This window comes from Micromonospora sp. WMMD882 (assembly GCF_027497255.1).
Lineage (GTDB): Bacteria > Actinomycetota > Actinomycetes > Mycobacteriales > Micromonosporaceae > Micromonospora.
On the sequence record NZ_CP114903.1, the window covers coordinates 2,969,428 to 2,990,780 of the forward strand.

Annotated in this window: 21 protein-coding genes; 6 read left to right on the forward strand and 15 right to left on the reverse strand. The window is 75.0% G+C overall.

Annotated elements, in window-relative coordinates:
• Nucleotides 1-2 precede the first annotated feature (2 nt).
• The 4 genes from gatA to ligA all read right to left on the reverse strand — a co-directional run bounded on the left by gatA (nt 3) and on the right by ligA (nt 7,133).
• Entirely contained in the window at nt 3-1,478 is a 1,476-nt protein-coding gene (gatA, locus tag O7606_RS12125) for an Asp-tRNA(Asn)/Glu-tRNA(Gln) amidotransferase subunit GatA (RefSeq protein ID WP_281599173.1), read from the reverse strand.
• Nucleotides 1,475-1,780: an Asp-tRNA(Asn)/Glu-tRNA(Gln) amidotransferase subunit GatC gene (gatC, locus tag O7606_RS12130; protein WP_281599174.1), complete on the reverse strand. Its 306-nt coding sequence runs from the start codon at nt 1,778-1,780 to the stop codon at nt 1,475-1,477. The genes gatA and gatC overlap by 4 nt, the downstream gene beginning before the upstream one ends.
• 100 nt (nt 1,781-1,880) lie before the next feature.
• A complete protein-coding gene (locus tag O7606_RS12135; protein ID WP_281599175.1) occupies nt 1,881-4,799 on the reverse strand; it encodes a bifunctional diguanylate cyclase/phosphodiesterase in 2,919 nt (972 codons plus the stop codon).
• 198 nt (nt 4,800-4,997) lie between these two features.
• Nucleotides 4,998-7,133: an NAD-dependent DNA ligase LigA gene (gene ligA, locus O7606_RS12140; protein WP_281599176.1), complete on the reverse strand. Its 2,136-nt coding sequence runs from the start codon at nt 7,131-7,133 to the stop codon at nt 4,998-5,000.
• A gap of 136 nt (nt 7,134-7,269) precedes the next feature.
• Between ligA and O7606_RS12145 the strand changes: the two genes are divergently transcribed.
• Nucleotides 7,270-7,776 (forward strand): type II toxin-antitoxin system PemK/MazF family toxin, encoded by a 507-nt coding sequence (locus O7606_RS12145; RefSeq protein ID WP_281599178.1) that lies wholly within the window; start codon nt 7,270-7,272, stop codon nt 7,774-7,776.
• A gap of 62 nt (nt 7,777-7,838) precedes the next feature.
• Here the strand turns inward: O7606_RS12145 and O7606_RS12150 are convergent, their stop codons facing one another.
• From O7606_RS12150 to O7606_RS12180, 7 genes are all read right to left on the reverse strand, one after another.
• Nucleotides 7,839-8,840, reverse strand: coding sequence for an ADP-ribosylglycohydrolase family protein (locus tag O7606_RS12150; protein WP_281599179.1), 1,002 nt, complete (start codon nt 8,838-8,840; stop codon nt 7,839-7,841).
• 97 nt (nt 8,841-8,937) lie between these two features.
• Nucleotides 8,938-9,303 carry a VOC family protein gene (locus O7606_RS12155; RefSeq protein ID WP_281599180.1) on the reverse strand — a complete coding sequence of 122 codons (366 nt, stop codon included), beginning with the start codon at nt 9,301-9,303 and terminating at the stop codon, nt 8,938-8,940.
• 35 nt (nt 9,304-9,338) lie between these two features.
• Entirely contained in the window at nt 9,339-10,346 is a 1,008-nt protein-coding gene (locus O7606_RS12160; protein WP_281599181.1) for a methionine synthase, read from the reverse strand.
• Between the two features lie 76 nt (nt 10,347-10,422).
• The gene (mnmA, locus tag O7606_RS12165; protein WP_281599182.1) at nt 10,423-11,496 is read right to left on the reverse strand and encodes a tRNA 2-thiouridine(34) synthase MnmA; all 1,074 of its coding nucleotides are present in this window, start codon (nt 11,494-11,496) and stop codon (nt 10,423-10,425) included.
• Between the two features lie 86 nt (nt 11,497-11,582).
• Nucleotides 11,583-12,755, reverse strand: coding sequence for a cysteine desulfurase family protein (locus O7606_RS12170; protein ID WP_281599183.1), 1,173 nt, complete (start codon nt 12,753-12,755; stop codon nt 11,583-11,585).
• A 92-nt stretch (nt 12,756-12,847) separates the two neighbouring features.
• Nucleotides 12,848-13,510, reverse strand: a complete 663-nt coding sequence (locus O7606_RS12175; protein WP_281599184.1) for a class F sortase — start codon at nt 13,508-13,510, stop codon at nt 12,848-12,850.
• Complete coding sequence (locus O7606_RS12180; protein ID WP_281599185.1) at nt 13,507-14,337, reverse strand: DUF4397 domain-containing protein; 831 nt, start codon at nt 14,335-14,337, stop codon at nt 13,507-13,509. The genes O7606_RS12175 and O7606_RS12180 overlap by 4 nt, the downstream gene beginning before the upstream one ends.
• A 413-nt stretch (nt 14,338-14,750) precedes the next feature.
• Here O7606_RS12180 and O7606_RS12185 point away from each other — a divergent pair, with 413 nt between their 5' ends.
• Nucleotides 14,751-15,359: a sigma-70 family RNA polymerase sigma factor gene (locus O7606_RS12185; protein WP_281599187.1), complete on the forward strand. Its 609-nt coding sequence runs from the start codon at nt 14,751-14,753 to the stop codon at nt 15,357-15,359.
• Entirely contained in the window at nt 15,310-16,233 is a 924-nt protein-coding gene (locus tag O7606_RS12190) for an anti-sigma factor (RefSeq protein WP_281599189.1), read from the forward strand. The genes O7606_RS12185 and O7606_RS12190 overlap by 50 nt, the downstream gene beginning before the upstream one ends.
• 139 nt (nt 16,234-16,372) lie before the next feature.
• On the opposite strand, the gene O7606_RS12195 is transcribed toward O7606_RS12190, so the two are convergent.
• The 4 genes from O7606_RS12195 to O7606_RS12210 form a co-directional block, all read right to left on the reverse strand.
• Nucleotides 16,373-17,332 (reverse strand): electron transfer flavoprotein subunit alpha/FixB family protein, encoded by a 960-nt coding sequence (locus O7606_RS12195; RefSeq protein ID WP_281599190.1) that lies wholly within the window; start codon nt 17,330-17,332, stop codon nt 16,373-16,375.
• Nucleotides 17,333-17,343: 11 nt separating this feature from the next.
• Nucleotides 17,344-18,123, reverse strand: coding sequence for an electron transfer flavoprotein subunit beta/FixA family protein (locus tag O7606_RS12200; protein WP_281599191.1), 780 nt, complete (start codon nt 18,121-18,123; stop codon nt 17,344-17,346).
• Between the two features lie 721 nt (nt 18,124-18,844).
• Nucleotides 18,845-19,252 carry a hypothetical protein gene (locus tag O7606_RS12205; RefSeq protein ID WP_281599192.1) on the reverse strand — a complete coding sequence of 136 codons (408 nt, stop codon included), beginning with the start codon at nt 19,250-19,252 and terminating at the stop codon, nt 18,845-18,847.
• 2 nt (nt 19,253-19,254) lie between these two features.
• Nucleotides 19,255-20,052: a GNAT family N-acetyltransferase gene (locus tag O7606_RS12210; RefSeq protein ID WP_281599193.1), complete on the reverse strand. Its 798-nt coding sequence runs from the start codon at nt 20,050-20,052 to the stop codon at nt 19,255-19,257.
• A 40-nt stretch (nt 20,053-20,092) separates the two neighbouring features.
• Between O7606_RS12210 and O7606_RS12215 the strand changes: the two genes are divergently transcribed.
• From O7606_RS12215 to O7606_RS12225, 3 genes are all read left to right on the forward strand, one after another.
• Nucleotides 20,093-20,485, forward strand: a complete 393-nt coding sequence (locus O7606_RS12215) for a DUF202 domain-containing protein (RefSeq protein ID WP_281599195.1) — start codon at nt 20,093-20,095, stop codon at nt 20,483-20,485.
• 82 nt (nt 20,486-20,567) lie between these two features.
• Nucleotides 20,568-20,870 carry a DUF202 domain-containing protein gene (locus tag O7606_RS12220; protein ID WP_281599196.1) on the forward strand — a complete coding sequence of 101 codons (303 nt, stop codon included), beginning with the start codon at nt 20,568-20,570 and terminating at the stop codon, nt 20,868-20,870.
• Between the two features lie 28 nt (nt 20,871-20,898).
• Nucleotides 20,899-21,339, forward strand: coding sequence for a PLD nuclease N-terminal domain-containing protein (locus O7606_RS12225; RefSeq protein WP_281599198.1), 441 nt, complete (start codon nt 20,899-20,901; stop codon nt 21,337-21,339).
• Nucleotides 21,340-21,353 lie beyond the last annotated feature (14 nt).

Sequence of the window (21,353 nt, forward strand, 5' to 3'; positions counted from 1 at the left end):
GATCACAGCGCCGGTGGGGTGAAGGTGCCGAGGGTGGACTCCAGGGCGGCGGCGACCCGGTACATCCGGTCGTCGGCCATGGTGGGGGCCATCACCTGGAAGCCGACCGGCAGCCCGTCGGACAGACCGCACGGCACCGAGATGCCCGGCCCGCCGTACAGGTTCGTCGGGATGGTGAACAGGTCCGCCAGGTACATCTGGTACGGGTCGGCGGTCCGCGAGCCCAGCGGGAACGCCACGAACGGGGTGGTCGGCGAGATCAGCGCGTCGACCTGCTCGAAGGCGGTGGTGAAGTCCCGGGTGATCAGGGTGCGGACCTTCTGCGCCTGCCCGTAGTAGGCGTCGTAGTAGCCGGACGACAGCGCGTACGTGCCGAGCATGATCCGGCGCTTGACCTCGGGGCCGAAGCCGGCGTCCCGGGTCAGCGACATGACCTCCTCCAGCGACCGGTTGCCGTCGTCGCCGACCCGCAGGCCGAACCGCACCCCGTCGAACCGGGCCAGGTTGGAGGAGCACTCGCTCGGCGCGATCAGGTAGTACGCCGGCAGCGCGTACCGGAAGTTCGGGCAGGACACCTCGACGATCTCCGCGCCGAGCTTGGTCAGCGCGTCGACGGCGTCCCGGAACGCGGCGACCACGCCAGGCTCCGCGCCCTCGCCGGAGAACTCGGTCACGACGCCGAGCTTCACGCCGGTCAGGTCGCCGGTCGCGCCCAGCTTCGCGGCGGCCACCACGTCGGGCACCGGCTGCGGGATGGAGGTGGAGTCGCGCGGGTCGTGTCCGCCGATCACCGCGTGCAGCAGGGCCGCGTCCAGCACGGTACGGGCACACGGGCCGGGCGTGTCCAGCGAGGACGAGAACGCGACCAGCCCGTACCGGGAGGTGCCGCCGTAGGTCGGCTTCGCGCCGACGGTGCCGGTGACCGCGCCCGGCTGGCGGATCGAGCCGCCGGTGTCCGAGCCGATCGACAGCGGGGCCTCGTACGCGGCCAGCGCGGCGGCGCTGCCGCCACCCGAGCCGCCCGGGATCCGGTCCAGGTCCCACGGGTTGCGGGTCGCGCCGTACGCGGAGTATTCGGTGGAGGAGCCCATCGCGAACTCGTCCATGTTGGTCTTGCCGAGCATCACCGTGCCGGCGGCGCGGAGCCGTTCGACGATCGTCGAGTCGTACGGCGGACGCCAGCCCTCCAGGATCTTCGAGCCGACGGTGGTCGGCACGCCCTTCGTGGTGAGCACGTCCTTGACCGCGACCGGCACCCCGGCCAGCGGGCCCAACTCCTCACCGGCGGCCCGGCGGGCGTCGACGTCGCGGGCGGCGGCCAGCGCGCCCTCGGTGTCCACGTGCAGGAAGGCGTGCACCCGGTCGTCGACGGCGGCGATCCGGTCCAGGTGGGCCCGGGTGACCTCGACGGCGGAGGTCTCCCCGCCGGCCACCAGGGCGGCCAGCTCCACGGCGGTGAGCCGGGTCAGGTCGGTCATGACGCCACATCCTCGTCCAGGATCCGCGGGACGCGGAACCGCTGCTCCTCGGCGTCGGGGGCGCCCGACAGCGCTTCGGCGGGGGTCAGGCCGGGCCGTACCACGTCCTCGCGGAGGACGTTCGTCAGCGGCACCGAGTGCGAGGTCGGCGGGATGTCCGCCGCGGCGACCTCGCCGACCTGGGCGACCGCCTGGAGGATCACGTCGAGCTGGCCGGCGAACGTGTCCAGCTCCTCCTCGGTGACGGCGAGCCGCGACAGGCGCGCCAGGTGCGCGACCTCCTCGCGGGAGATGGCGGCCATCGGTGCCCCCTTCGTGACGGTGCGGCTGATGCGGGCGGTGCGCCGACCGGCGAGCTGACGACCCCGTACGGCGACCCGAGCGAGTCTATTGGCACGCACGTCAGCCGCGCTCCCGACTCCCCCTCCGCGCGCCGCCGGTGGGGCGGACCGGCCGGTACCTGGCCAGCCAGGCGGTCAGCTCCTCCGCCGGCATCGGGCGGGCGAAGAACCAGCCCTGCGCCACGTCGCAGCCGGCCGCGTGCAGCAGCCGCCAGGTCCGTTCGTCCTCCACCCCCTCGGCGACGACCCGCAGGCCGAGCGCCCCGGCCAGTTCGATCATCGACCGTACGATCGCCGCGTCGTCGGGGTCCTCGCCCATGCCGAGGACGAACGACCGGTCCACCTTCACCTCGGACAACGGCAGCCGCCGCAGGTGCTGCATCGACGAGTACCCGGTGCCGAAGTCGTCCAGCGCGATCGCCACCCCGATCCGGTGCAGCTTGGTGATGGTGTCGAGGACCCGGCGCGGATCGGCCATCAACGCGCCCTCGGTGATCTCCAGTTGCAGCCGCTCGGGGCGTACCCCGTGCCGGGTGAGCCGCTCGCCGATCTGCTCGACGATCTCCCCGGTGTGCAGGTCCCGGACGCTGACGTTGAGCGCGGCCCGCAGCGTGCTGCCGGCCGCCGACCAGCGGGCGAGCTGGGCCACCACGTCGTCGACCACCCGACGGGTCAGCAGCCGCATCACCGCGCTCTGCTCCGCGACCCGGATCAGCTCCTCCGGGTCGACCATGCCCCGCCGTGGGTGCCGCCAGCGCAGCAGCGCCTCCACCCCGACCACCTCACCGGTGTCGATGCAGACCTGCGGCTGGTAGTACATGGTGATCACGCCGGGGTCGGTGACCTCGATCCGTGGGTCGAGGTCACCCGGGTCGATCATCCCGTGGGCCCGTTCGAGCCCGTGCCGGCCGCCGGGGCCGCCACGCGCCGGGGCGAGGTCGTCCGCGCCGACGGCCAGGCCGGCCGGGCGGACCAGGGCGGGAACGTCCGCGCCACCGAACGCGGGGGCGTCCGCGACACCGAACGCAGGGCCGTCCACGACGGTCGGGGCGGGGCCGTCCACGACGGTCGGGGCGGGGCCGTCCAAGACGGTCGGGGCGGGGCCGTCCACGACGGTCGGGGCGGGGCCGTCCACGACGGTCGGGGCGGGGGCGTCCGCGCCACCGGAGGTGGCCGTCAGGGCGGCCGGGGTGACGGCGGGCAGGCCGCCCCGACGACGGACCGGGTCGGCGCCGGTGATGATCTGGTTGATCAGCTCGTCCGGGTGGGCCACCGCCGCGTCCCGCCGCCGTCGACCCCACCAGCGCCAGCCCCGGCGTCCGCCTTCACCGCCCCGGCGTCCGCCTCCACCGCCTCCACCGCCCCGGCCGCCGGGGTCGCCGGGGTCGTCGGCCTCGCGCTCGACGTCACCGGCCACGCGCCCGTCGCCAGCCTCGTGCTCGACGTCACCGGCCACGCGCCCGCCGTCAGCATGACCCCCGTCGCCGGCACGGGGCTCCTTGTCGCCGGTCTGGCGCTCGTCGCCGTCGGCGGACGGCGCTCCACCACCGGACGGCGCTCCGCCCAGCGCCGCGCCGTCGCCGCCCCGGGTCACCCCGGGCGGGCCAGCGGGCGGGACAGCGGCGGGTGAGACGGCGGCGGGCGGGGCCACAGCGGGTGAGACGGCGGCGGGCGGGGCGGCCTCCAGGACCCGGCGCAGGTCGGCCAGCAGGCTGAGCCGCTCGGCGGAGTTGTGGTCCGACTCGGCGGCGTACACGGCGACGGTGTCGTTGCGGTGTTTGGCGTCGTACATGGCCACGTCGGCGTGGCGCATCAGGGTGGCGAAGTCCTCCCCGTGCTCGGGGAAGAGGGCGATCCCGATGGAGCCGCCGACGTCCAGCGGCAGCCCGTCCAGCGGGACCGGCTCGGCGAGCGCCCGGGCCACCCGGTCGGCGACCCGGCGCGCGTCCTCCACGCCGGTCAGGCCGGTCGTCACCACCGCGAACTCGTCACCGCCGAGCCGGGCCACCAGGTCGCGGGACCCCAACGCCGACGTCAGCCGGGCGCTCACCGCCACCAGCAGCCGGTCCCCGACGGCGTGACCGAGGGCGTCGTTGACGTTCTTGAAGCGGTCGAGGTCGATCAGCAGCAGGGCGAGCTGCGCGTCGGGGGCCCCGTCGGCGGCGCGTTCGGCGTGCCGGCGCACCTGGTCGGCGACCTCCATCAGCAGCGCCTTGCGGTTCGGTAGCCCGGTCAGCGGGTCGAGCGCGGCGAGGCGTTCCTGGTCGGCGGAGAGGCGGGCCATCCGGTAGACCGCGAACAGCGGCACCAGCACCAGCGGGATCAGTGCCGCGCTGGCCCGCGCGGCGGCCACCAGCACCGGGGCGAGCAGCAGCAACGAGCCGGTGGCGAGCAGCTCGAAGCCGAGTCCGCGCCGTACGGTGGGCCACCACGGGTCGCCGAAGCGCAGCCGTACGGCCGTGACGACCAGGCCGTAGCTGACCACGAACCAGGCCACCGCCGCCCCGGCCAGCGCCACCGCGCCGCTCCAGTGCAGACGGTCGTCGTCGAACGCCGCGCCGGGGCCGAGCCGGGTGACCGCGTACGCGGCGGCCAACGCGCAGGCGTACTGGGCGGCGTTGAAGCTGCTCCGCCAGGCGGCGTGGCGCATCCGCCAGCCGGAGACGACCACGGCGGCGGTCTGCACCGCCACCGCCGCGCCGAGCCCCCAGGCGATCAGGATGGCGAAGGTGAAGCAGGTCGACGGGAACACCGCCGAGGTGTGCCGCTGCCCCGGCGGCACGAACGGACGCGCGTCGCAGACCACGGCCAGCAGCGCCATGATCCAGAACGCGCCGGGCAGCTCGGGGAGGTCACCGGTGAACGCGCCGAGCGGCTGGACGGCCAGCACGACGGCCAGCACGACGGTCGCGCAGACGAACCCGAAGAACGGCCCCACCCGTGCGGGGGGCACGGCGTTCCGCAGGTCCGCGGCGTCCATCGCACCTCCCAGGGGTGTCGGTCCGGGTGACTCGGCGGGGCCGCTGCCCCGACGTGCCCGGCGTGGCCCGGTGCCGCGCCGTGCTCACCATGTAACGCCTCCGGTGCGGAGTTTCCCGGTAGGACGACCGCGAATCGGTCGTAGTCGTAATTAAGTTGGTATACGCCACCAGCCGGCCGCAAGCCCCAGCGGCATGGATCACTCCTCCTGGCGTGCTGCCTGCCGGGCGGCGTCCGGACCGGCGTCGAGCAGCACCCGGAAGCCGTCCTCGTCGAGGACCGGCACCTTCAGGCTGGCCGCCTTCTCCGCCTTCGACCCCGGGTTCTCGCCGACCACCACGAAGCCGGTCTTCTTCGAGACCGCCCCGCTGACCTTGCCGCCCCGCGACTGGACCGCCTCGGCGGCCTGGTCGCGGGAGAATCCGGCGAGGGTGCCGGTGACCACCACGGTGACCCCCTCCAGCGGGCGGGGCCCGTCGTCGCCGGTGGTCTCGGCCATCCGTACCCCGGCGGTGGCCCACTTGTCGACGAGCGCGACGTGCCAGTCGACGGCGAACCACTCGACCAGGCTCGCCGCGATGGTCGGCCCGACCCCCTCGACCGACGAGAGCTCCTCCTCGCTCGCCGCGCGGATCTTCTCCATCGAGCCGAAGTGCCGGGCCAGGGCCTGCGCGGCGGTCGGGCCGACGTGCCGGACGGAGAGCGCCACCAGCACCCGCCAGAGCGGACGCTGCCGCGCCTCGGCCAGACTGGCCAGGAAGCGGGCCGCGTTGCTGCCCAGGCTGCCGTCCTTGTTGACGAAGAACGGCACCCGGGCGAGCCGGTCCGCGTCGAGGTCGAACAGGTCGCCCTCGTCGGTGAGCACGTCCGAGTCGAGCAGGGCCGCCGCGGCCTTCTCGCCGAGGACCTCAATGTCCAGCACCTTGCGGCTGGCGAGGTAGGTCAGCCGCTCCCGCAACTGCCCGGGGCAGGTGCGCGAGTTGGGGCAGCGGATGTCGACGTCGCCCTCCTTGGCGGGGGCGAGCGGCGAGCCGCACTTGGGGCAGTGGTCGGGCATGACGAAGTCCTCGGCGTCCTCCGGGCGCAGCTCGATCACCGGGCCGAGCACCTCGGGGATGACGTCGCCGGCCTTGCGCAGCACCACCGTGTCGCCGATCTTCACGCCCTTGCGCGCCACCTCACGGGCGTTGTGCAGGGTGGCCTGGGCCACCGTCGACCCGGCCACCAGGACCGGGGCGAGGACCGCGTACGGGGTGACCCGGCCGGTGCGCCCGACGTCGACCCTGATGTCGAGGAGCTTGGTGTTGACCTCCTCCGGCGGGTACTTGAAGGCGATCGCCCAGCGTGGGGCGCGGCTGGTCGAGCCGAGCCGGCCCTGGATGGCGACCGGGTCGACCTTCACCACCACCCCGTCGATCTCGTGCTCGACATCGTGCCGGTGCTCGGCGTAGTGGGCGACGTAGTCGGTGACGCCGGCCAGGTCGGGCACCACCCGCCAGCGGTCGCTGGTCGGCAGGCCCCAGGAGCGCAGGGCCGCGTACGCCTCGGACTGGGCGGTGGGCTGGAAGCCGCGCCGCGCGCCGATGCCGTGCGCCACCAGCCGCAGCGGGCGGGACGCGGTGACCCGGGGGTCCTTCTGGCGGAGGCTGCCGGCGGCGGCGTTACGCGGGTTGGCGAACGGCGCTTTGCCCTGCTCGACCAGGCCGGCGTTGAGGTCGGCGAAGCCGGTGACCGGGAAGTAGATCTCGCCGCGCACCTCCAGCAGGGCCGGCGGCGGACCGAACTCGGCGGATTCGACCAGCTCGGACGGCACGTCCCGGATGCTGCGGACGTTGGCGGTGACGTCCTCGCCGGTGCGCCCGTCGCCCCGGGTGGCCGCCCGGACCAGCCGGCCGCGCTCGTAGGTGAGGTTGATCGCCAGACCGTCGACCTTCAGCTCGCACAGGTACGGGGCCGGACCGCCCGCGTCCCGCACGACGCGCTCGTGCCAGGCGGCCAGCTCCTCGTCGGCGAAGGCGTTGTCCAACGAGAGCATCCGCTCGGCGTGGGTGACCGGGGCGAAGTCGGTGGAGAACGTGCCGCCGACCCGCTGGGTGGGTGAGTCCGGGGTGCGCAGCGCCGGGTACTCGTCCTCCAGCGACTCCAGCTCGCGCAGCAGCTTGTCGAACTCGGCGTCGCTGACGGTCGGCGCGTCCAGCACGTAGTAGCGGTACTGGTGGTCGGTGAGCTCCTGGGCGAGGGTGGCGTGTCGTTGACTGACGTCGGCCGGCGGCTCACCCCCCGCTGCCGCCGCCTGTGCCGGGCTGACCTGCTGGGGGATGGCTTCCTCGGACACCTGCGACCCTCCACGCCGTGAGCCCGCGGACACCCCGCGACCTCGCCGATCACGCTACCCCGGCACCGTATCGGGCGGGTGGGACAATCAGCGCCGGTGGCCCGGTGGGTGACCAGCGGGAAGGCGGGGTGATCCGATGCCGGAGTGGCTGCTCTGGACGGTGGCGGTGCTGGCGGCCGTGGCGGCCGGCTGGGCGTGGAGCGGTTGGCGACACCGCGTCGGGCACGGCCCGGACGCCGGCCGCCCCGACCGCCGCCGCCCCGGTCGCGGTCGGCCCGACCGCCGCCGCCCCGGCCGCCCGGACGTCGCGCCGCGTCCGCGGGACCGTCGCTCCACCGACGCCGGTACGCCCCGCCGGGGCGACATCTGGTGGGCGGAGGTGCCGTACGCGGACGGCACCGGCGCGAAGGTGCGCCCCTGCCTGGTGCTGCGGGCCGACCGCCGGGGCGCGGACGTCCTCAGGATCACCAGCCAGGACAAGAGCCACCGGGACGACCACGTGCGCATCCCGACCCGGGACTGGGACCCCCGAGCCGACCACGACAGTTTCCTCGACCTGTCCGAGCCGGTCCGGATCGACGCCGACGCGTTCCGTACCCGGGCCGGCGTCTGCGACCCCGCCCTCCACGCCCTCCTCCCCTGACACCGCCCCGCTGATCAGGAGGTTTCCGCGCCCGGACCCGGCCCCGGAAACCTCCTGGTCGCCTACCTGGTGGAGAGGAGGGCGAGCTGGTCGGCGTACTCGATGCGGGTGGCCCAGTCGGCGGGCCAGGCGGCCATGCCGTGCGCCGCGCCCAGGAACGCGCCGGCCAACGCGGCGATCGAGTCGGAGTCACCGGCGGTGGTCGCGCCCCGGGCCAGCCCGGCCACCGGGTCGTCGGCGTGCCGTACGGCGCAGAACAGGGCGGTGGCCAGCGCCTCCTCGGCGATCCACCCCTCCCCGGTGAGCCGGCACGGGTCGCCGCCGTCGTCCGGGCCGGCGAGCGCCCGGGTCAACCGGGCCAGCACGGCCAGGCACTCGTCCCAGCCGCGGGCGATGAACTCGGCCGGGTCGGTCGCCCCCGGGCGCTGCCACAGGTCACCCAGCCAGTCGTGCCGGTAGACCCGGCGCTGCCGGCGGGCGTGCCCGACCAGCTCGTCCGGCAGCTCCGCCAGGGGCACGCCGGCGCGCAGCGCCCGGACGGCGTACGCGGTCAGCTCGCTGGCGGCCAGCCCGGTCGGGTGGCCGTGGGTCAGCCCGGCCTGCAACTGGGCCAGCCCGGCGAACGTGTCGTCGTCGACGTCGAGCAGGCCGACCGGGGTGACCCGCATGTTCGCGCCGCAGCCCTTCGAGCCGGCCTGGGTCGCCTCCTGCCAGCGCAGCCCCCGGGCCAGCCCGTCGCAGGCCCGCAGGCAGGTCATGCCGGGGGCGCGGTCGTTCTCCGGGCTGACCGACCAGTCGACGAACCGTCGCCGCAGCAGCGGCTCGACCGCCTCCGGGGTCAGCGTCGGCGCGTCCCGCAGCGCCCAGGCGACCGCCAGCGCCATCTGGGTGTCGTCGGTGACCAGGGCGGGGTCACCGGTCAGCGCCCGGGGACCGCCCGGGCCGTAGCGGCGGACGATCTCGTCGACGGTCAGGAACTCGGTGGGTTTGCCCAGCGCGTCCCCGTAGGCCAGTCCGTACAGGGAGCCGGCCCGGCGGGCGGTGGTGTCGATCACGACGACCATCCTGCCCGCCCGACGCAAACGCCCGGCGCGAGCGCCCGCCGCCCGAACGGCGCGGTCGTCGCCGCCGCGAGGGGCCGCCCCCGCCAGGTCGGGGCGACTACTGGTAGACCAGGCAGAACGGGTGACCGGCCGGGTCGGCGTACACCCGGAAGTCGTCGCCCTCACCCGGCAGCCGCCGGGCGCCCAACGCGAGCACCTGCCGCTCGGCGACCTCGATGTCGTCCACCTGGACGTCCAGGTGGAACTGCTGGGGGCGCTCCGGGTCCGGCCAGGCCGGCGGGCGCAGGTCGGGCGCGTGCTGGAAGGCGATCCGGGGATGCCGGCCGGGCGGGCCGCCGAGCGTCACCCAACCGTCGTCCGACTCGTCCTCGGCGACCGTCAGGCCGGTCAGCTCGGCGTAGAAGCCGGCCAGGGCCCGCGGGTCGGGGCAGTCGACGACGACGGTGCGAAGGTGTCCGATCATGCCGGGCATCCTGCCCGCCGGGTACGACAGGAAAACTACTCCTCGGCGAGTCGCCGGGCGGCGTCCCGGCAGGCGGTCATCGTGTCCCGCGCGTACCCGGGGGTCGCCCCGGCCAGGCCGCACGCCGGGGTGACCACCACCTGCTCCGGCAGTCGGGCGCGGGGGAAGCCGAGGCGGTCCCAGAGCTGACGTACCCGGTCGGCGACCTGCGCCGACGACGGCGCGCGACCGGCCGGCGGGGGCAGCGTCGGCGCGGCCCCGGCCAGCAGCCCCAGGCCGGCGTCGATCGCCTCGCCGAGCGGGTCCAGGTCGGTGACCAGGGCGAGGTCCAACGCGACGCCGGCCGCCCCGGCCGTGCGGATCAGCTCCAGCGGCACGTCGGGCGCGCAGCAGTGCACGACGGTCGGCACGCCGACCGCCCCGAGCACCGTCCGCAGCGTCGACCTGGCGACCTCCGGCTCCACCGCCCGGTACGTGCCGAGCCCGCTCTCCGTGCGGACCCGACCGGCCAGCGCCGCCGGCAGGGACGGCTCGTCGAGCTGGAGCAGCACGGTGGCCCGGGGCAGCCGCCGGGTGACCGCCTCGACGTGCCCGCGCAGCCCCTCGGCGAGCGAGCCGGTGAGGTCCCGGACCGCGCCCGGGTCCCGCAGCAGCCGGCCGCCGATCGGCAGCTCCAGGGCGGCGGCCAGGGTGAACGGGCCGGCCGCCTGCACCTTGACCGGCCCGGCGTACTCCTCGGCCTGCTCGGCGAGCTGGTCGAGGTCCCGCTCCATCAGGTCCCGGGCGCGGCGCAGGTCCCGCCCCGGGCGCGGGGCGATCCGCCAGCGGGCCGCGTACAGCTCGACCGGCAGCTCGACCAGCAGCCCGGCGCCCCGGCCGATCAGGTCCGCGCCGGGGCCCCGGGCCGGCAGCTCGGGCAGGTGGGGCAGGGCGGGCAGCTCACCGAGGACGATGCGCTGCGCCTCGGCGACGTCGACGCCGGGCAGCGAGCCGATCCCGGTCGCCGCGCCACGGGGCCAGGGCCACACCTGCTGATCAGTCACGGCCGACAGGGTAACCCGAGCCGTCCGGGAGAAACCCCTCCGACGGGTACGCGGGCCCGTCGGGCAGCGCGGACGCTCAGGATCGTACGGTCGCCGAGCCGAGCACGACGTCGCCGGCCGGGTCGGGGCGGTACGCCACGACGGCCTGACCGGCGGCGACGCCCCGCACCGGGCGGCGCAGGGTGGCCCGCAGCCGGTCGACGGTGACGGTGACGGTGGCGGGCGCCACGTTGCCGTGCGCGCGGAGCTGCACCTCGCACTCGATCGGGTGGTCGGGGCGCGGACCGGCGGTCCACACCGGCCGCTCGGCGTCCACCTCGTCGACCTCCAGCGCCTCGGCGGGGCCGACGGTGACCGTGTTGGTCACCGGGGTGATGGAGAGCACGTAGCGGGGACGACCGTCCGGGGCGGGCCGGTCCAGGCGCAGGCCACGCCGCTGGCCGACGGTGTACGCGTACGCGCCGGCGTGGCTGCCGACGACCGCGCCGGTGACCGCGTCGACCACGTCGCCGGGCGTCTCGCCGAGCCGCTCCGCGAGGAAGCCCCGGGTGTCGCCGTCGGCGATGAAGCAGATGTCGTGCGAGTCGGGCTTGTCGGCCACGGCCAGCCCCCGCCGGGCCGCCTCGGCGCGCACCTGCGCCTTGGTGGAGTCGCCGAGCGGGAACATCGACCGGTCGAGCTGCGCGCGGGTGAGCACGGCCAGCACGTACGACTGGTCCTTGGCCAGGTCGACGCTGCGCCGCAGCAGCCCGTCCGGGCCGAGTCGGGCATGGTGGCCGGTGACCACGGCGTCGAACCCGAGGGCTACCGCGCGGTCCAGCACCGCCGCGAACTTGATCTTCTCGTTGCAGCGCAGGCACGGGTTCGGGGTACGACCGGCCGCGTACTCGGCCACGAAGTCGTCGACCACGTGCTCCTGGAACCGGTCGGCCATGTCCCACACGTAGAACGGGATGCCGAGCACGTCGGCGGCGCGGCGGGCGTCCCGCGAATCCTCCAGGGTGCAGCAGCCGCGCGCCCCGGTGCGGTGGGTCTGCGGGTTACGGGCCAGCGCCAGGTGCACGCCGGTGACGTCGTGCCCCGCCTCCACCGCCCGCGCGGCGGCCACCGCCGAGTCGACCCCGCCGGACATCGCTGCCAAGACCCTCACCGGCACACTCCCTTCCCCTCGTCGAGGGTAGCCGCTGCCGGTACGCCGGGCGGGCGGCGGCGGGTCAGCCCGGGGCGGGCGGCGGGTCAGCCGCGGGCGGAGCGGATCGCGCCGGCCCGACGCGCCCGCTCCACGGCGGCCGGCAGCGCGGCGACCAGCGCGTCCACGTCGGCGGCGGTCGAGGTGTGACCGAGCGAGAAACGCAGGGACGAGCGGGCCCGGTCGTTGTCCGCGCCCATCGCCAGCAGGACGTGCGAAGGTTGGGCCACCCCGGCCGAGCAGGCCGACCCGGTCGAGCAGGCGATGCCCTGGGCGTCCAGCAGCAGCAGCAGCGCGTCCCCCTCGCAACCCGGGAACGAGAAGTGCGCGTTGCCGGGCAGCCGGTCGGACCGGTCGCCGTTGTGCACCGCCTCGGGGACCGCCCGCCGGACCCGTTCCACCAGGTCGTCGCGGAGGGCGGCCACCCGGGCGGCGTACTCCTGCTGGTTCTTCACCGCGGTCTCCACCGCGACCGCGAACGCGACGATGCCGGCCGTGTCGAGCGTGCCGGAGCGGACGTCCCGCTCCTGGCCGCCGCCGTGCAGCAACGGCGTGGCCGAGACGTCCCGGGCGAGCAGCAGCGCGCCCACCCCGGTCGGGCCGCCGAGCTTGTGGCCGGTGACGGTCAGCGCGGCCACCCCGCTGGCGGCGAAGTCCACCGGGACCTGCCCGACGGCCTGGACCGCGTCGGTGTGGAACGGCACCCCGTGCTCGGCGGCGACCGCGGCCAGCTCGGCGACCGGTTGGACGGTGCCGACCTCGTTGTTCGCCCACATCGCCGTCACCAGGGCCACCCGGTCGGGGTGCTCGGCCAGTTCGGCGCGCAGCCGTTCCGGGTCGAGCCGCCCGGCCTGGTCGACCGGCAGCCAGCCCACCCCGGCCCGCTCGTGGCCGACCAGCCAGTCCACCGCGTCGAGCACGGCGTGGTGCTCGACGGCGCTGGAGACGACCCGGTCCCGGCCGGCGTCCCGGCGGGCCCAGAAGATCCCCTTGACCGCGAGGTTGTCGCTCTCCGTCCCGCCGGCCGTGAAGACCACCTCGGACGGGCGGGAGCCGAGCGCGGCGGCCACCCGTTCCCGGGACTCCTCCACCCGACGGCGGGCCCGCCGTCCCGCCGCGTGCAGGGACGACGGGTTGCCGACGTCACGGGCCGCGGCGGTGTACGCCGCCAGCGCCTCGTCGAGCATCGGGGTGGTCGCCGCGTGATCCAGGTATGCCATCGCGTTCAGCGTATCCGTCCCTGTGCCTGCGTCCCTGGCCGAGGCCGGCGCGGGCCCGGCCCGCGTCCCTGGCCGGGGCCGGCGCGGGCGGGTCAGGCCGGTACGGCGGTGACCACGACGTTGTCCCGGTAGCGGCGGGCCTCGGCGTCGAACGGGCCACCGCAGGTGATCAGGGTGAGCCGGACCTCGCCGTCGCGGGCGAAGTACCGCTCCAGCGGAATCCTCGTCTTGTCGTACTCCTCGCGGGCCACCACCCGGTACGCGCGGTCCGTCCCGTCCCGGCCGGTGAGCGTGACGGTGTCGCCCCGGTCCAGCTCCCGGAGCCGGTGGAACGCCCCTCGACCCTGGGTGGCGCTGTCCACGTGCCCGGCGACGACGATGGAGCCGCGCCCGGCCTCCAGACCGGGGCCGTACCGGTACCAGCCGACCTCGTCCACGCTGGGCGGCACGGCGAACTCGCCGGTGCCCGCGTCCACGCCCACCGGGTCCACGGTGGCGGTGACGTCGATCGCCGGGATGCGCAGCCGGACCGGCGGGACGGTGGCGGCGGCGACGCTCGGCAGGTCACCGGTGGCCACCGGGATCCGGGGGGCTGCCGGGGCGGGCGCCGTCGACGTGGGGCTCGCCAGCCGTTCGACGTCCGCGCCGCCGACGTTCTCCGCCGGTCGGGCGCGGCAGGCGACCACCGTGGCGACGGTGAGCGCGGCAGCGCCGGCGGCCATCGCCGCCAGCGCGCCGCGGTTGCGCACCGTCACCGGCGGCCGACCCGGACGGCGACCGTCCGCGCGCCGCCGCCGACCAGCAGCAGCACGCCGGCCCCGGCGAGCAGGTACCACCAGGCGGCCGGGCCGGTGGCCGCGAGGCCGCCGTCACCGCTGGGCACCCCGTTCGGCGCGGAGTGCAACCCCTCGATGGTCTGCGCGACCAGTTCCAGGTTGTCGCCCTCGGCCGAGCCGATCGCGAACACGACGGTGGCGGTGCCCTCGGCCAGGTTCAGCTCGGCCGGGCCGATCGCCACGGTGTCGGTGCCGGCGAGCACCACGTCCGCCGAGACGGCGCCGGCGTCGACGTCCGCCTTGGCCTCGTTCGGGTTGGTCAGGTCCTCGAACACCGGCTCGCCGCCGGCCCGGACGTCCACCGCCGGGGCGGCGGCGGTGTGCCGGACGATCAGCCGGGCCTTGCCCGCGTCGACCTTGGCGGTGTCGTTGACGAACGGGGTGATCTTCGGTTGACCGTTGGCGTCGAGGTGGGCGGCGATGCTGATGTTCGCCCCGCCCGGCACCTGCGCGTCGTCCACGCTGAGGATCGCGCTGCCGACCGGCTGACCCGGCCTGGTCAGGGCGATGTCGTAGGCGCCCTCGGCGAGGTCCAGCGGGCCCGCCACGTCACCGGGCTGGAAGTTGTCGAGCGTCTTCTCGCCGTTGACGTAGACGTCGACCGGGGTGTCCGGGATGCCGTGCACCACGGAGACCTGGGAGGTGGCGGCGTACGCGGGCGTGGCGGTGACGGCGCTGACGCCGGCGAACGTCGCCACGGCCACCGCGGCGCCCGCGGTGACCCGACGGAAGTACGTGACCTGCATGGCTGTTCCTCCTGATGGTGGGAACCGATCTCGCTACGGAAAGTGCCGATCTCGCCAGGCCTGGCTTGTACGACGGGTTACGACGACGCCGCGCCGGCCGGATGCGGGCAGGTCGGTTTTCTTTTTCTCCGCCCGGTCCGCATCCGGCGGGCGGTCCGGCGTCGAACAACCCGGGTGAGCGCGGGAACGCCGGCGCCCGACCGGAGGGTGGTGCGATGGCCACGGGCACGGACGCGATCGCCTGCGGCACGGGCCACCGCGCCGCAGGCACGGACGCGATCGCCCCGGGCACGGGCCACCGCGCCGCAGGCACGGGCCGCCGGGTCGCGGGCACGGGACCGGCAGGCGCAGGCGTCGACCGCACAGGAGCGGGGGTTACAGTCGGGCATGCCCCACGTAAGGTTTCCCGCCCGGTGACGGCGGAGACATCCGACACCGGGCCTCCCCGGCACGACGACCTGGCCGAACGGTTCCGCGCCGGCGACGAGGCCGCGCTGCGGGAGGCGTACGACAGGTACGGCCGGTCGGTGTTCCACCTGGCCACCAGCACGCTGGTCAACCGGGCCGACGCCGAGGACGTCACCCAGGCGGCGTTCGTCGCGGCCTGGCTGGGCCGGGAGACGTTCGACCCGACGAAGGGCTCGCTGGTCGGCTGGCTGCTCGGGATCACCCGGCGCAAGGTGGTGGACCGGTTGCGGGTGGCGGCCCGGGAGACCAGAGCGGTCGAGACCGTACGGCAGTTACCCGAACCGGAGTCGACCGGACCGGACCCGGACCGGGTGGTGGACCGGCTGGTGATCGCCGACGAGCTGGCCCGCCTCCCCGCCGACCAGCGCCGCATGCTCGAACTGGCGTTCTTCGACGACCTGACCCACCAGCAGATAGCGACGGTGACCGGAGTGCCGCTGGGCACGGTCAAGAGCCACATCCGCCGTGGCATGGCGACCCTGAAACGTCGATGGGAGGTGGACGGTGCGACAGCACCTGGAGCACGACCGGCTGGTATTTCTGGCGCTCGGTGAGCACGAGTCGGACGCCGGCGAGAACCACCACCTCGATACCTGCGCGCGGTGCCGGGCCGAGCTGGACGCGCTGCGGCACGTCGCCGGGATCGGCGCGGAGACGCAGGCGCTGCGCGACCTGCCCGCGCCGCCCGCGCCGGTCTGGGACGCCATCGCCGCCGAGGTGGCCGCCGCGCAGGCGCTGCCGTCGCTGACCCGGGCCCACGACGACGCCCCGGCGACGGCAGCCGCTCCCGGGCCGGTCGACCCACGACCCGCCGACCCGGGCTCCGTCGACCCGGGCTCCGTCGGCCCGGGCTCCATCGGCGCACGACCCGCCGAACCACGACCCACCGACCCACGCCCCGTCGGCCCAGAGCCGGTCGACCCGCCCGACGCGCGACCCGGCTCCCTGGGCGCACGGCCGGTGCGGTCTCGGGCCGCGCGGCGACCGCGCCGGGTCTCCCGTTGGGTGGGCACGGCGTTGACCGCCGCCGCCGCCGCGGCGGTCGGCGTCGTCGGCACCCTGACCGTGGTACGCCCCGACGCCCCCGAACCGCCGCCCCGGGTGCTGGCCAGCGCGCCGTTGTCCGCGTACGGGCCGACGCCGCCGGAGGCCAGCGGGGACGCCCGGGTGTTCGCCGACGGCCGGTTGCACCTGCACGTGTCGAACCTGCCCGAGGCCCCCGGCTACCACGAGGTGTGGCTGATCGACCCGCAGACCATGGAGATGTTCTCGGTGGGCGTTCTCGGCGAGGGGCCCGACGCGCTGTTACCGTTGCCTCCGAACGTCGACCTCGACCGGTACTCGGTGGTGGACGTCTCCGCCGAGCAGTACGACAACGACACCGCCCACTCCGGTGACAGCCTGTTGCGGGGCACCCTGACGGGCTGATCGGCGGGCCGGATCAGCTCCCCGGCCCGCCGATCAGCTCCCTTCCCGTACGGCCGGGACGACACGACGGGGGTCGCGGAACGACGTTCCGCGACCCCCGTCCGGTTCTCCGCCGACCCGCTCGGGGCGGCGGTGGGACTCACTTGCGCTTGCGGATCTCCTCGGCGCTCTGCGGAACGATCTTGAACAGGTCGCCGACCACGCCGAAGTCGGCCAGCTCGAAGATCGGCGCCTCGCCGTCCTTGTTCACCGCGACGATGGTCTTCGAGGTCTGCATGCCGGCCCGGTGCTGGATGGCGCCGGAGATGCCCAGCGCGACGTAGAGCTGCGGGGAGACCGTCTTGCCGGTCTGGCCCACCTGGAACTGGTGCGGGTAGTAGCCGGAGTCGACGGCGGCCCGGGACGCCCCTACCGCGCCGCCGAGCAGGTCGGCCAGCTCCTCGACCAGCTTGAAGTTGTCGGCGTTGCCGACTCCCCGGCCGCCGGAGACGACGACCGACGCCTCGGTCAGCTCGGGGCGGGAGCCCTTCTGCTCGGCGACCCGGTCGACGACCTTCGCGAGCTTGTCGGTGTCGGTCACCGCCACGGTGAGCTGCTCGACCGCCGGCGTCGCCGCGGCGGGCGCCGGGTTGACCGAGTTCGGCCGGACGGTGACCAGCGGCAGCCCCCGGGTCACCCGGGACGTGACGATGGTCGAGCCGGCGAAGGCGACCTGGGTGGCGGTGCCGTCGGCGGCGAGGGCCACCACGTCGGTGAGGATGCCGTTGTCCAGCTTGACCGCCAGCCGGGCCGCGATCTCCTTGCCCTCCTGGCTGGACGCCAGCAGGACGGCGGCCGGCTGCGTCCGCCGGACCAGCTCGGCGACGACGGTGGCCTTCGGGGCCACCAGGTAGCCGTCGATCTCCTCGCTCTCGGCCGCGTAGACCTTCTCCGCGCCGTACTCGCCGAGCGTGGCGGTCAGCGCCTCGGCCGCGCCGGGGCCACCCAGCACCACCGCGGCGGGCGTGCCCAGCTCGCGGGCGAGGGTGAGCATCTCCAGGGTGACCTTCTTGACGCCGAACTCCCGGGTGGCTTCGACGACGACGAGAACCTCAGACATGTCCGGACCCCTCACACGAACTTCTCGGTGGCGAGGAACTCGACGAGCTTCACGCCGCCGTCCCCCTCGTCGGTGATCTTCGCGCCGCCGGAGCGCGGCGGACGCTTGCTGTGCTCCACCACGGCGCTGGTCGCGCCGTCGAAGCCGACCTCGCTCGGCGCGACCCCCAGGTCGGCCAGGGAGAGCGTCTGCACCGGCTTCTTCTTGGCCGCCATGATGCCCTTGAACGACGGGTAGCGCGGCTCGTTGATGGTGTCCCACACCGAGACCACGGCCGGGGTCGAGGCGGTGACCACCTCGTAGCCCTCCTCGGTCTGCCGCTCGACGGTCAGCGTGCCGCCGTCGACGGTCAGCTTCCGCGCGCCGGTCAGCGCGGCCACGCCCAGCCGTTCGGCGAGCATGTGCGGCAGGACCTGGACCCGGCCGTCGGTCGACTCCGCGCCGCAGAGGACCAGGTCGGCGGCGAGCGTGCCCAGGGCGGCGGCGAGCACCTTGGAGGTGGCGACCGCGCAGGAGCCGTGCAGGGCGTCGTCCAACACGTGGACGGCCTTGTCCGGCCCCATGGACAGCGCCTTGCGGATCGACTCGGTCGCCCGGTCCGGCCCCATGGTCAGGATGGTGACCTCGCCACCGTGCGCTTCCTTGATCTTCAGCGCCTCTTCGATGGCGTACTCGTCCATCTCGTTGATGACGTTGTTCGCCGAGCCGCGGTCGACGGTGTTGTCGTCACTGCGCAGGTTGCGGTCCGCGCCCGAGTCGGGCACCTGCTTGACGAGTACGACGATGTTCATCGCGCTTCGACGACCCCTCCTGTGGTGGTGATGGCTCTGCCCGCCCGGTGTCGGGCGAGGCGGGCCCCGCCCGGTGTCGGGCGCGACCTTCGCCCCATTCTGGCCGGAGCCCCGCCTGATCTCTGGACGTGGCCCCGCCCGGCCCTTCGGGCGCAGCCTCGCGCCTTCCGGGACGCCGGTCAACCGCAGGCTGTGTAGCAGTTGCCCGTACCGCCATGTTACCTGTCAGTAGCATTCCCCTTCGGGGGGCTCAGCGTGACTCAGCTCACTCGAATGATGATCACCGGTTACCGTCTCAAGCCGGGAGGTGTCATGACATGTCAGGTCAGCCGGACGACGCGCGCCCGCGTGACCTTCACGCGGCGGCCCGCCCTGCCTGGGGCCTACCGGCCGACCGGGCCCGGCGCGCCGACCCCGGGCGGGTCGGGTGGCCGTGCCTGGGAACACCCCCGACGGGGCACCGGTGCGCCTGCGGTGGGCTGCGCGAAGCCTGCGTCCGGCGCGCCGTCCGGACCCTCTGGGCGTCAGCCGGACGACCGCCGTCCCCGGCCCCCGCCCCCGAGGAACGCCCTCGGCGGGCATGACCGCCCCCGGTTTCGGCGATATCGCGGCATCCGGCGGCCAGGACAGGCCCACTTCCACGAAACAACAAGGCGGGACGGGCGGGACGGGCGCGGGGCGGGGCGAGGCGGGGCGGGGCGGGGCGAGGCGGGGCTCGTGTTCAGGGCGCGCTGTCGAGCACCGTTCTGACCCGCTCGATCGCCGCCTGCTCGGCGGGGTCCACGCCCCGGTGCGCGCGGGCCACCCGGTCCGCGGCGGTCAGCACCACCGAGCGGTACGCGGCCACCTCGGCCGGGGCCTTCGCCCGCAGGATCGCCAGCGCCTGCCCCAGCGTCGTCAGCACAGCCGACTCGACCTGTGCCGCCGGACCCTGCGGCAACCTGGGCAGCGGACCGGAGGTGAGCGCCTGCCGCACCACCCCCTGCGCGTCCATGATCACGCCGGACGCGGCGAAACTCTCCCGGATCATGCCCAGCAGTCCCGGATCGGCGTTCGACACCAGGTAGACCGCGCCGAACGCGCCGGCCCTGAGGATCAGCCTCTCCTCGGCGGTCAGCGACTCCCCCATGATCACGGAGTGTAGACGTACGGCGTGGTGGTGGTGACCGGGACGAAGCCGAGCCGCTCCAGGATCGGCCGGCTCGTCGGAAGGGCGTCCACCTGCGCCAGGGTGCGGTCCCGCTGGGCCGCCAGCCGCGCCCGGTGGGTCACCAGGGCCCGGTAGACGCCACGTCGCCGCCACTGCGGCCGGGTCGAGCCACCCCAGAAGGTGGCGAAGCCGGTGTCGGGCACGTACCGCACCCAGCCGGCGGCGACCACCGTCTCCCCGGCCTCGGCCAGCACCACGGTGACCGACTGCGGGTCGGCGGCGATCTCCCGGGCCAGCCCGTCGGCCAGGTGGCTGCGGTCCGCGCCGGAGACCTCGGTCAGCATGGCCGCGATCCGGTCCAGGTCGGCTCGGTCGGCGACCTCACGCAGGCGTACCCCGTCGGGCAGCACCGGGACGGCGGCGGCGAGCGGGGCGATCGCGCCGACCACGACGGTCTCCGGGTCCTCCGGCACGAACCCGGCGGCCCGGAGCCGGTCGGCCAGGTCGGCCGGCTGGTCGTGGCCGAAGAGCTTCCACTCGACCGCTTCGCCGCGGGCGCGGAACAGCTCCCGCTGGCGGACGATCAGGGCGTCCAGCTCGTCCCCGGTCAACCCGCCCAGGTCACGGTAGGTGAGGAAGCCCCGGTGGTCGAGGCCGACGATCCGGGTCAACGGGCCGTCCCGCTCGACGGTCACCCCGTCCGGAACCGGGTTCGGGACGTCCGGCCGGAGCTGCCTGTCGTACGCGTCGCGCAGGGTGGTGGCGTCAAGATCCGTCATCGGTCCAGGCTACGTCCGGCGTCGACCTGATAATGACGATGTGTGGCAGGCGATCAGGCGGTGGTTCGACCCGCAGGAGATCCGGACGGTGGGTACCCGTCCCGACTACCGGTTCTCGCTGGCCAACGAGCGCACCTTCCTGGCCTGGCTGCGCACCGGGCTGGCGCTGATCGCGGGTGGGCTCGCCGCCGCCCAGTTCCTGCCGCCGCTGCCCCTGGACCACCTGCGCGAGGTGATCGCGATCGCGCTGCTGCTGCTCGGTGGGACGGTGGCCGTCCGGGCGGTGGACCACTGGGCGCGTACCGAACGGGCCATCCGGCTGGGCGAGGAGCTGCCCGCGTCCCGGTTCCCGGCCGTCCTCGCGCTGCTGGTCGGGCTCGGCGCGACGCTGCTGGTGGTGGCGGTCCTGGTCCGCGCGGTCGGCCGCTCGTGACCGGCCCGGCGCGGGCGACGGCGCTGGCGGGCGGCCGGCGGCCGGTGGGAAGCCGCCGCGCGGGGCAAGGAGCGGCGTTCCGGTGAGCGCCGACCCTGGGCTGCAACCCGAGCGGACCCGGCTCGCCTGGCGACGGACCGCGCTGGCGCTCACCGTCGTCACCGTGCTGACCGTCCGGCTGGCCCTGGCGGCCGGCGGGGTGGCAGGCGCGTTGGCGGCCGTGTTCGCCCTGCTCGTCTGGGGCGCGGCGGTCACCGTCTGCTGGCCCCGCGCCACCGGGACCGGCCCGGCCCGCACCGGTGGCCCCCGGCTGTCGCTGGTCGCGCTGGCCGCCGCCGGGTACGCCGTGCTCGGCGTGGCGCTCGTGTCGCCGACCCTGTGGTGACCTGCTCGGAGTGCGTCATGATTGGGGAATGGTCCGGGTCTTCCTTCTCCTCTTCGTGATCCAGGTGGTCCTCGCCTCGCTGGCGTTGATCGACTGCCTCTCCACCGACAAGCACAAGGTCAGGGGCGCTCCCCGGTTCGTCTGGGTGCTGGCCATCCTGCTGGTGCCGCTGCTCGGCGCGGCCGGCTGGTTCGTCGCCGGTCGCCCCGTCCGGGCCGGTGACGCGCCACGCCCCGCCGCCCCGCGTCGGGGGCCGGTCGCCCCGGACGACAACCCCGAGTTCCTGAAGTCCCTTGACGAGTCGACGCGGAAGCAGGACGAGGAGCTGTTCCGGCGCTGGGAGGAGGACCTGCGGCGACGCGAGGAGAAGCTGCGCGACCCCGACCCGACGGACGCCCCCGACCGGCGGCCGGAACCGGGCCGGGCCGACACCACCGACCGGCGCCCCGACCCGGACCAGACCGCCTGACCCGGGGGCCCCGA

Excerpts from the sequence above, each read along its gene's own strand:
- O7606_RS12135 (WP_281599175.1), bottom strand. The coding sequence starts at position 4,799 with ATGGACGCCGCGGACCTGCGGAACGCCGTGCCCCCCGCACGGGTGGGG.
- O7606_RS12145 (WP_281599178.1), top strand. The coding sequence starts at position 7,270 with ATGCCGGAGTGGCTGCTCTGGACGGTGGCGGTGCTGGCGGCCGTGGCG.
- gatA (WP_281599173.1), bottom strand. The coding sequence starts at position 1,478 with ATGACCGACCTGACCCGGCTCACCGCCGTGGAGCTGGCCGCCCTGGTG.
- O7606_RS12180 (WP_281599185.1), bottom strand. The coding sequence starts at position 14,337 with ATGCAGGTCACGTACTTCCGTCGGGTCACCGCGGGCGCCGCGGTGGCC.
- O7606_RS12210 (WP_281599193.1), bottom strand. The coding sequence starts at position 20,052 with ATGACGGATCTTGACGCCACCACCCTGCGCGACGCGTACGACAGGCAG.
- gatC (WP_281599174.1), bottom strand. The coding sequence starts at position 1,780 with ATGGCCGCCATCTCCCGCGAGGAGGTCGCGCACCTGGCGCGCCTGTCG.
- O7606_RS12150 (WP_281599179.1), bottom strand. The coding sequence starts at position 8,840 with ATGGTCGTCGTGATCGACACCACCGCCCGCCGGGCCGGCTCCCTGTAC.
- O7606_RS12170 (WP_281599183.1), bottom strand. The coding sequence starts at position 12,755 with ATGGCATACCTGGATCACGCGGCGACCACCCCGATGCTCGACGAGGCG.
- O7606_RS12200 (WP_281599191.1), bottom strand. The coding sequence starts at position 18,123 with ATGAACATCGTCGTACTCGTCAAGCAGGTGCCCGACTCGGGCGCGGAC.
- O7606_RS12205 (WP_281599192.1), bottom strand. The coding sequence starts at position 19,252 with ATGGGGGAGTCGCTGACCGCCGAGGAGAGGCTGATCCTCAGGGCCGGC.
- O7606_RS12225 (WP_281599198.1), top strand. The coding sequence starts at position 20,899 with ATGGTCCGGGTCTTCCTTCTCCTCTTCGTGATCCAGGTGGTCCTCGCC.
- O7606_RS12195 (WP_281599190.1), bottom strand. The coding sequence starts at position 17,332 with ATGTCTGAGGTTCTCGTCGTCGTCGAAGCCACCCGGGAGTTCGGCGTC.
- O7606_RS12155 (WP_281599180.1), bottom strand. The coding sequence starts at position 9,303 with ATGATCGGACACCTTCGCACCGTCGTCGTCGACTGCCCCGACCCGCGG.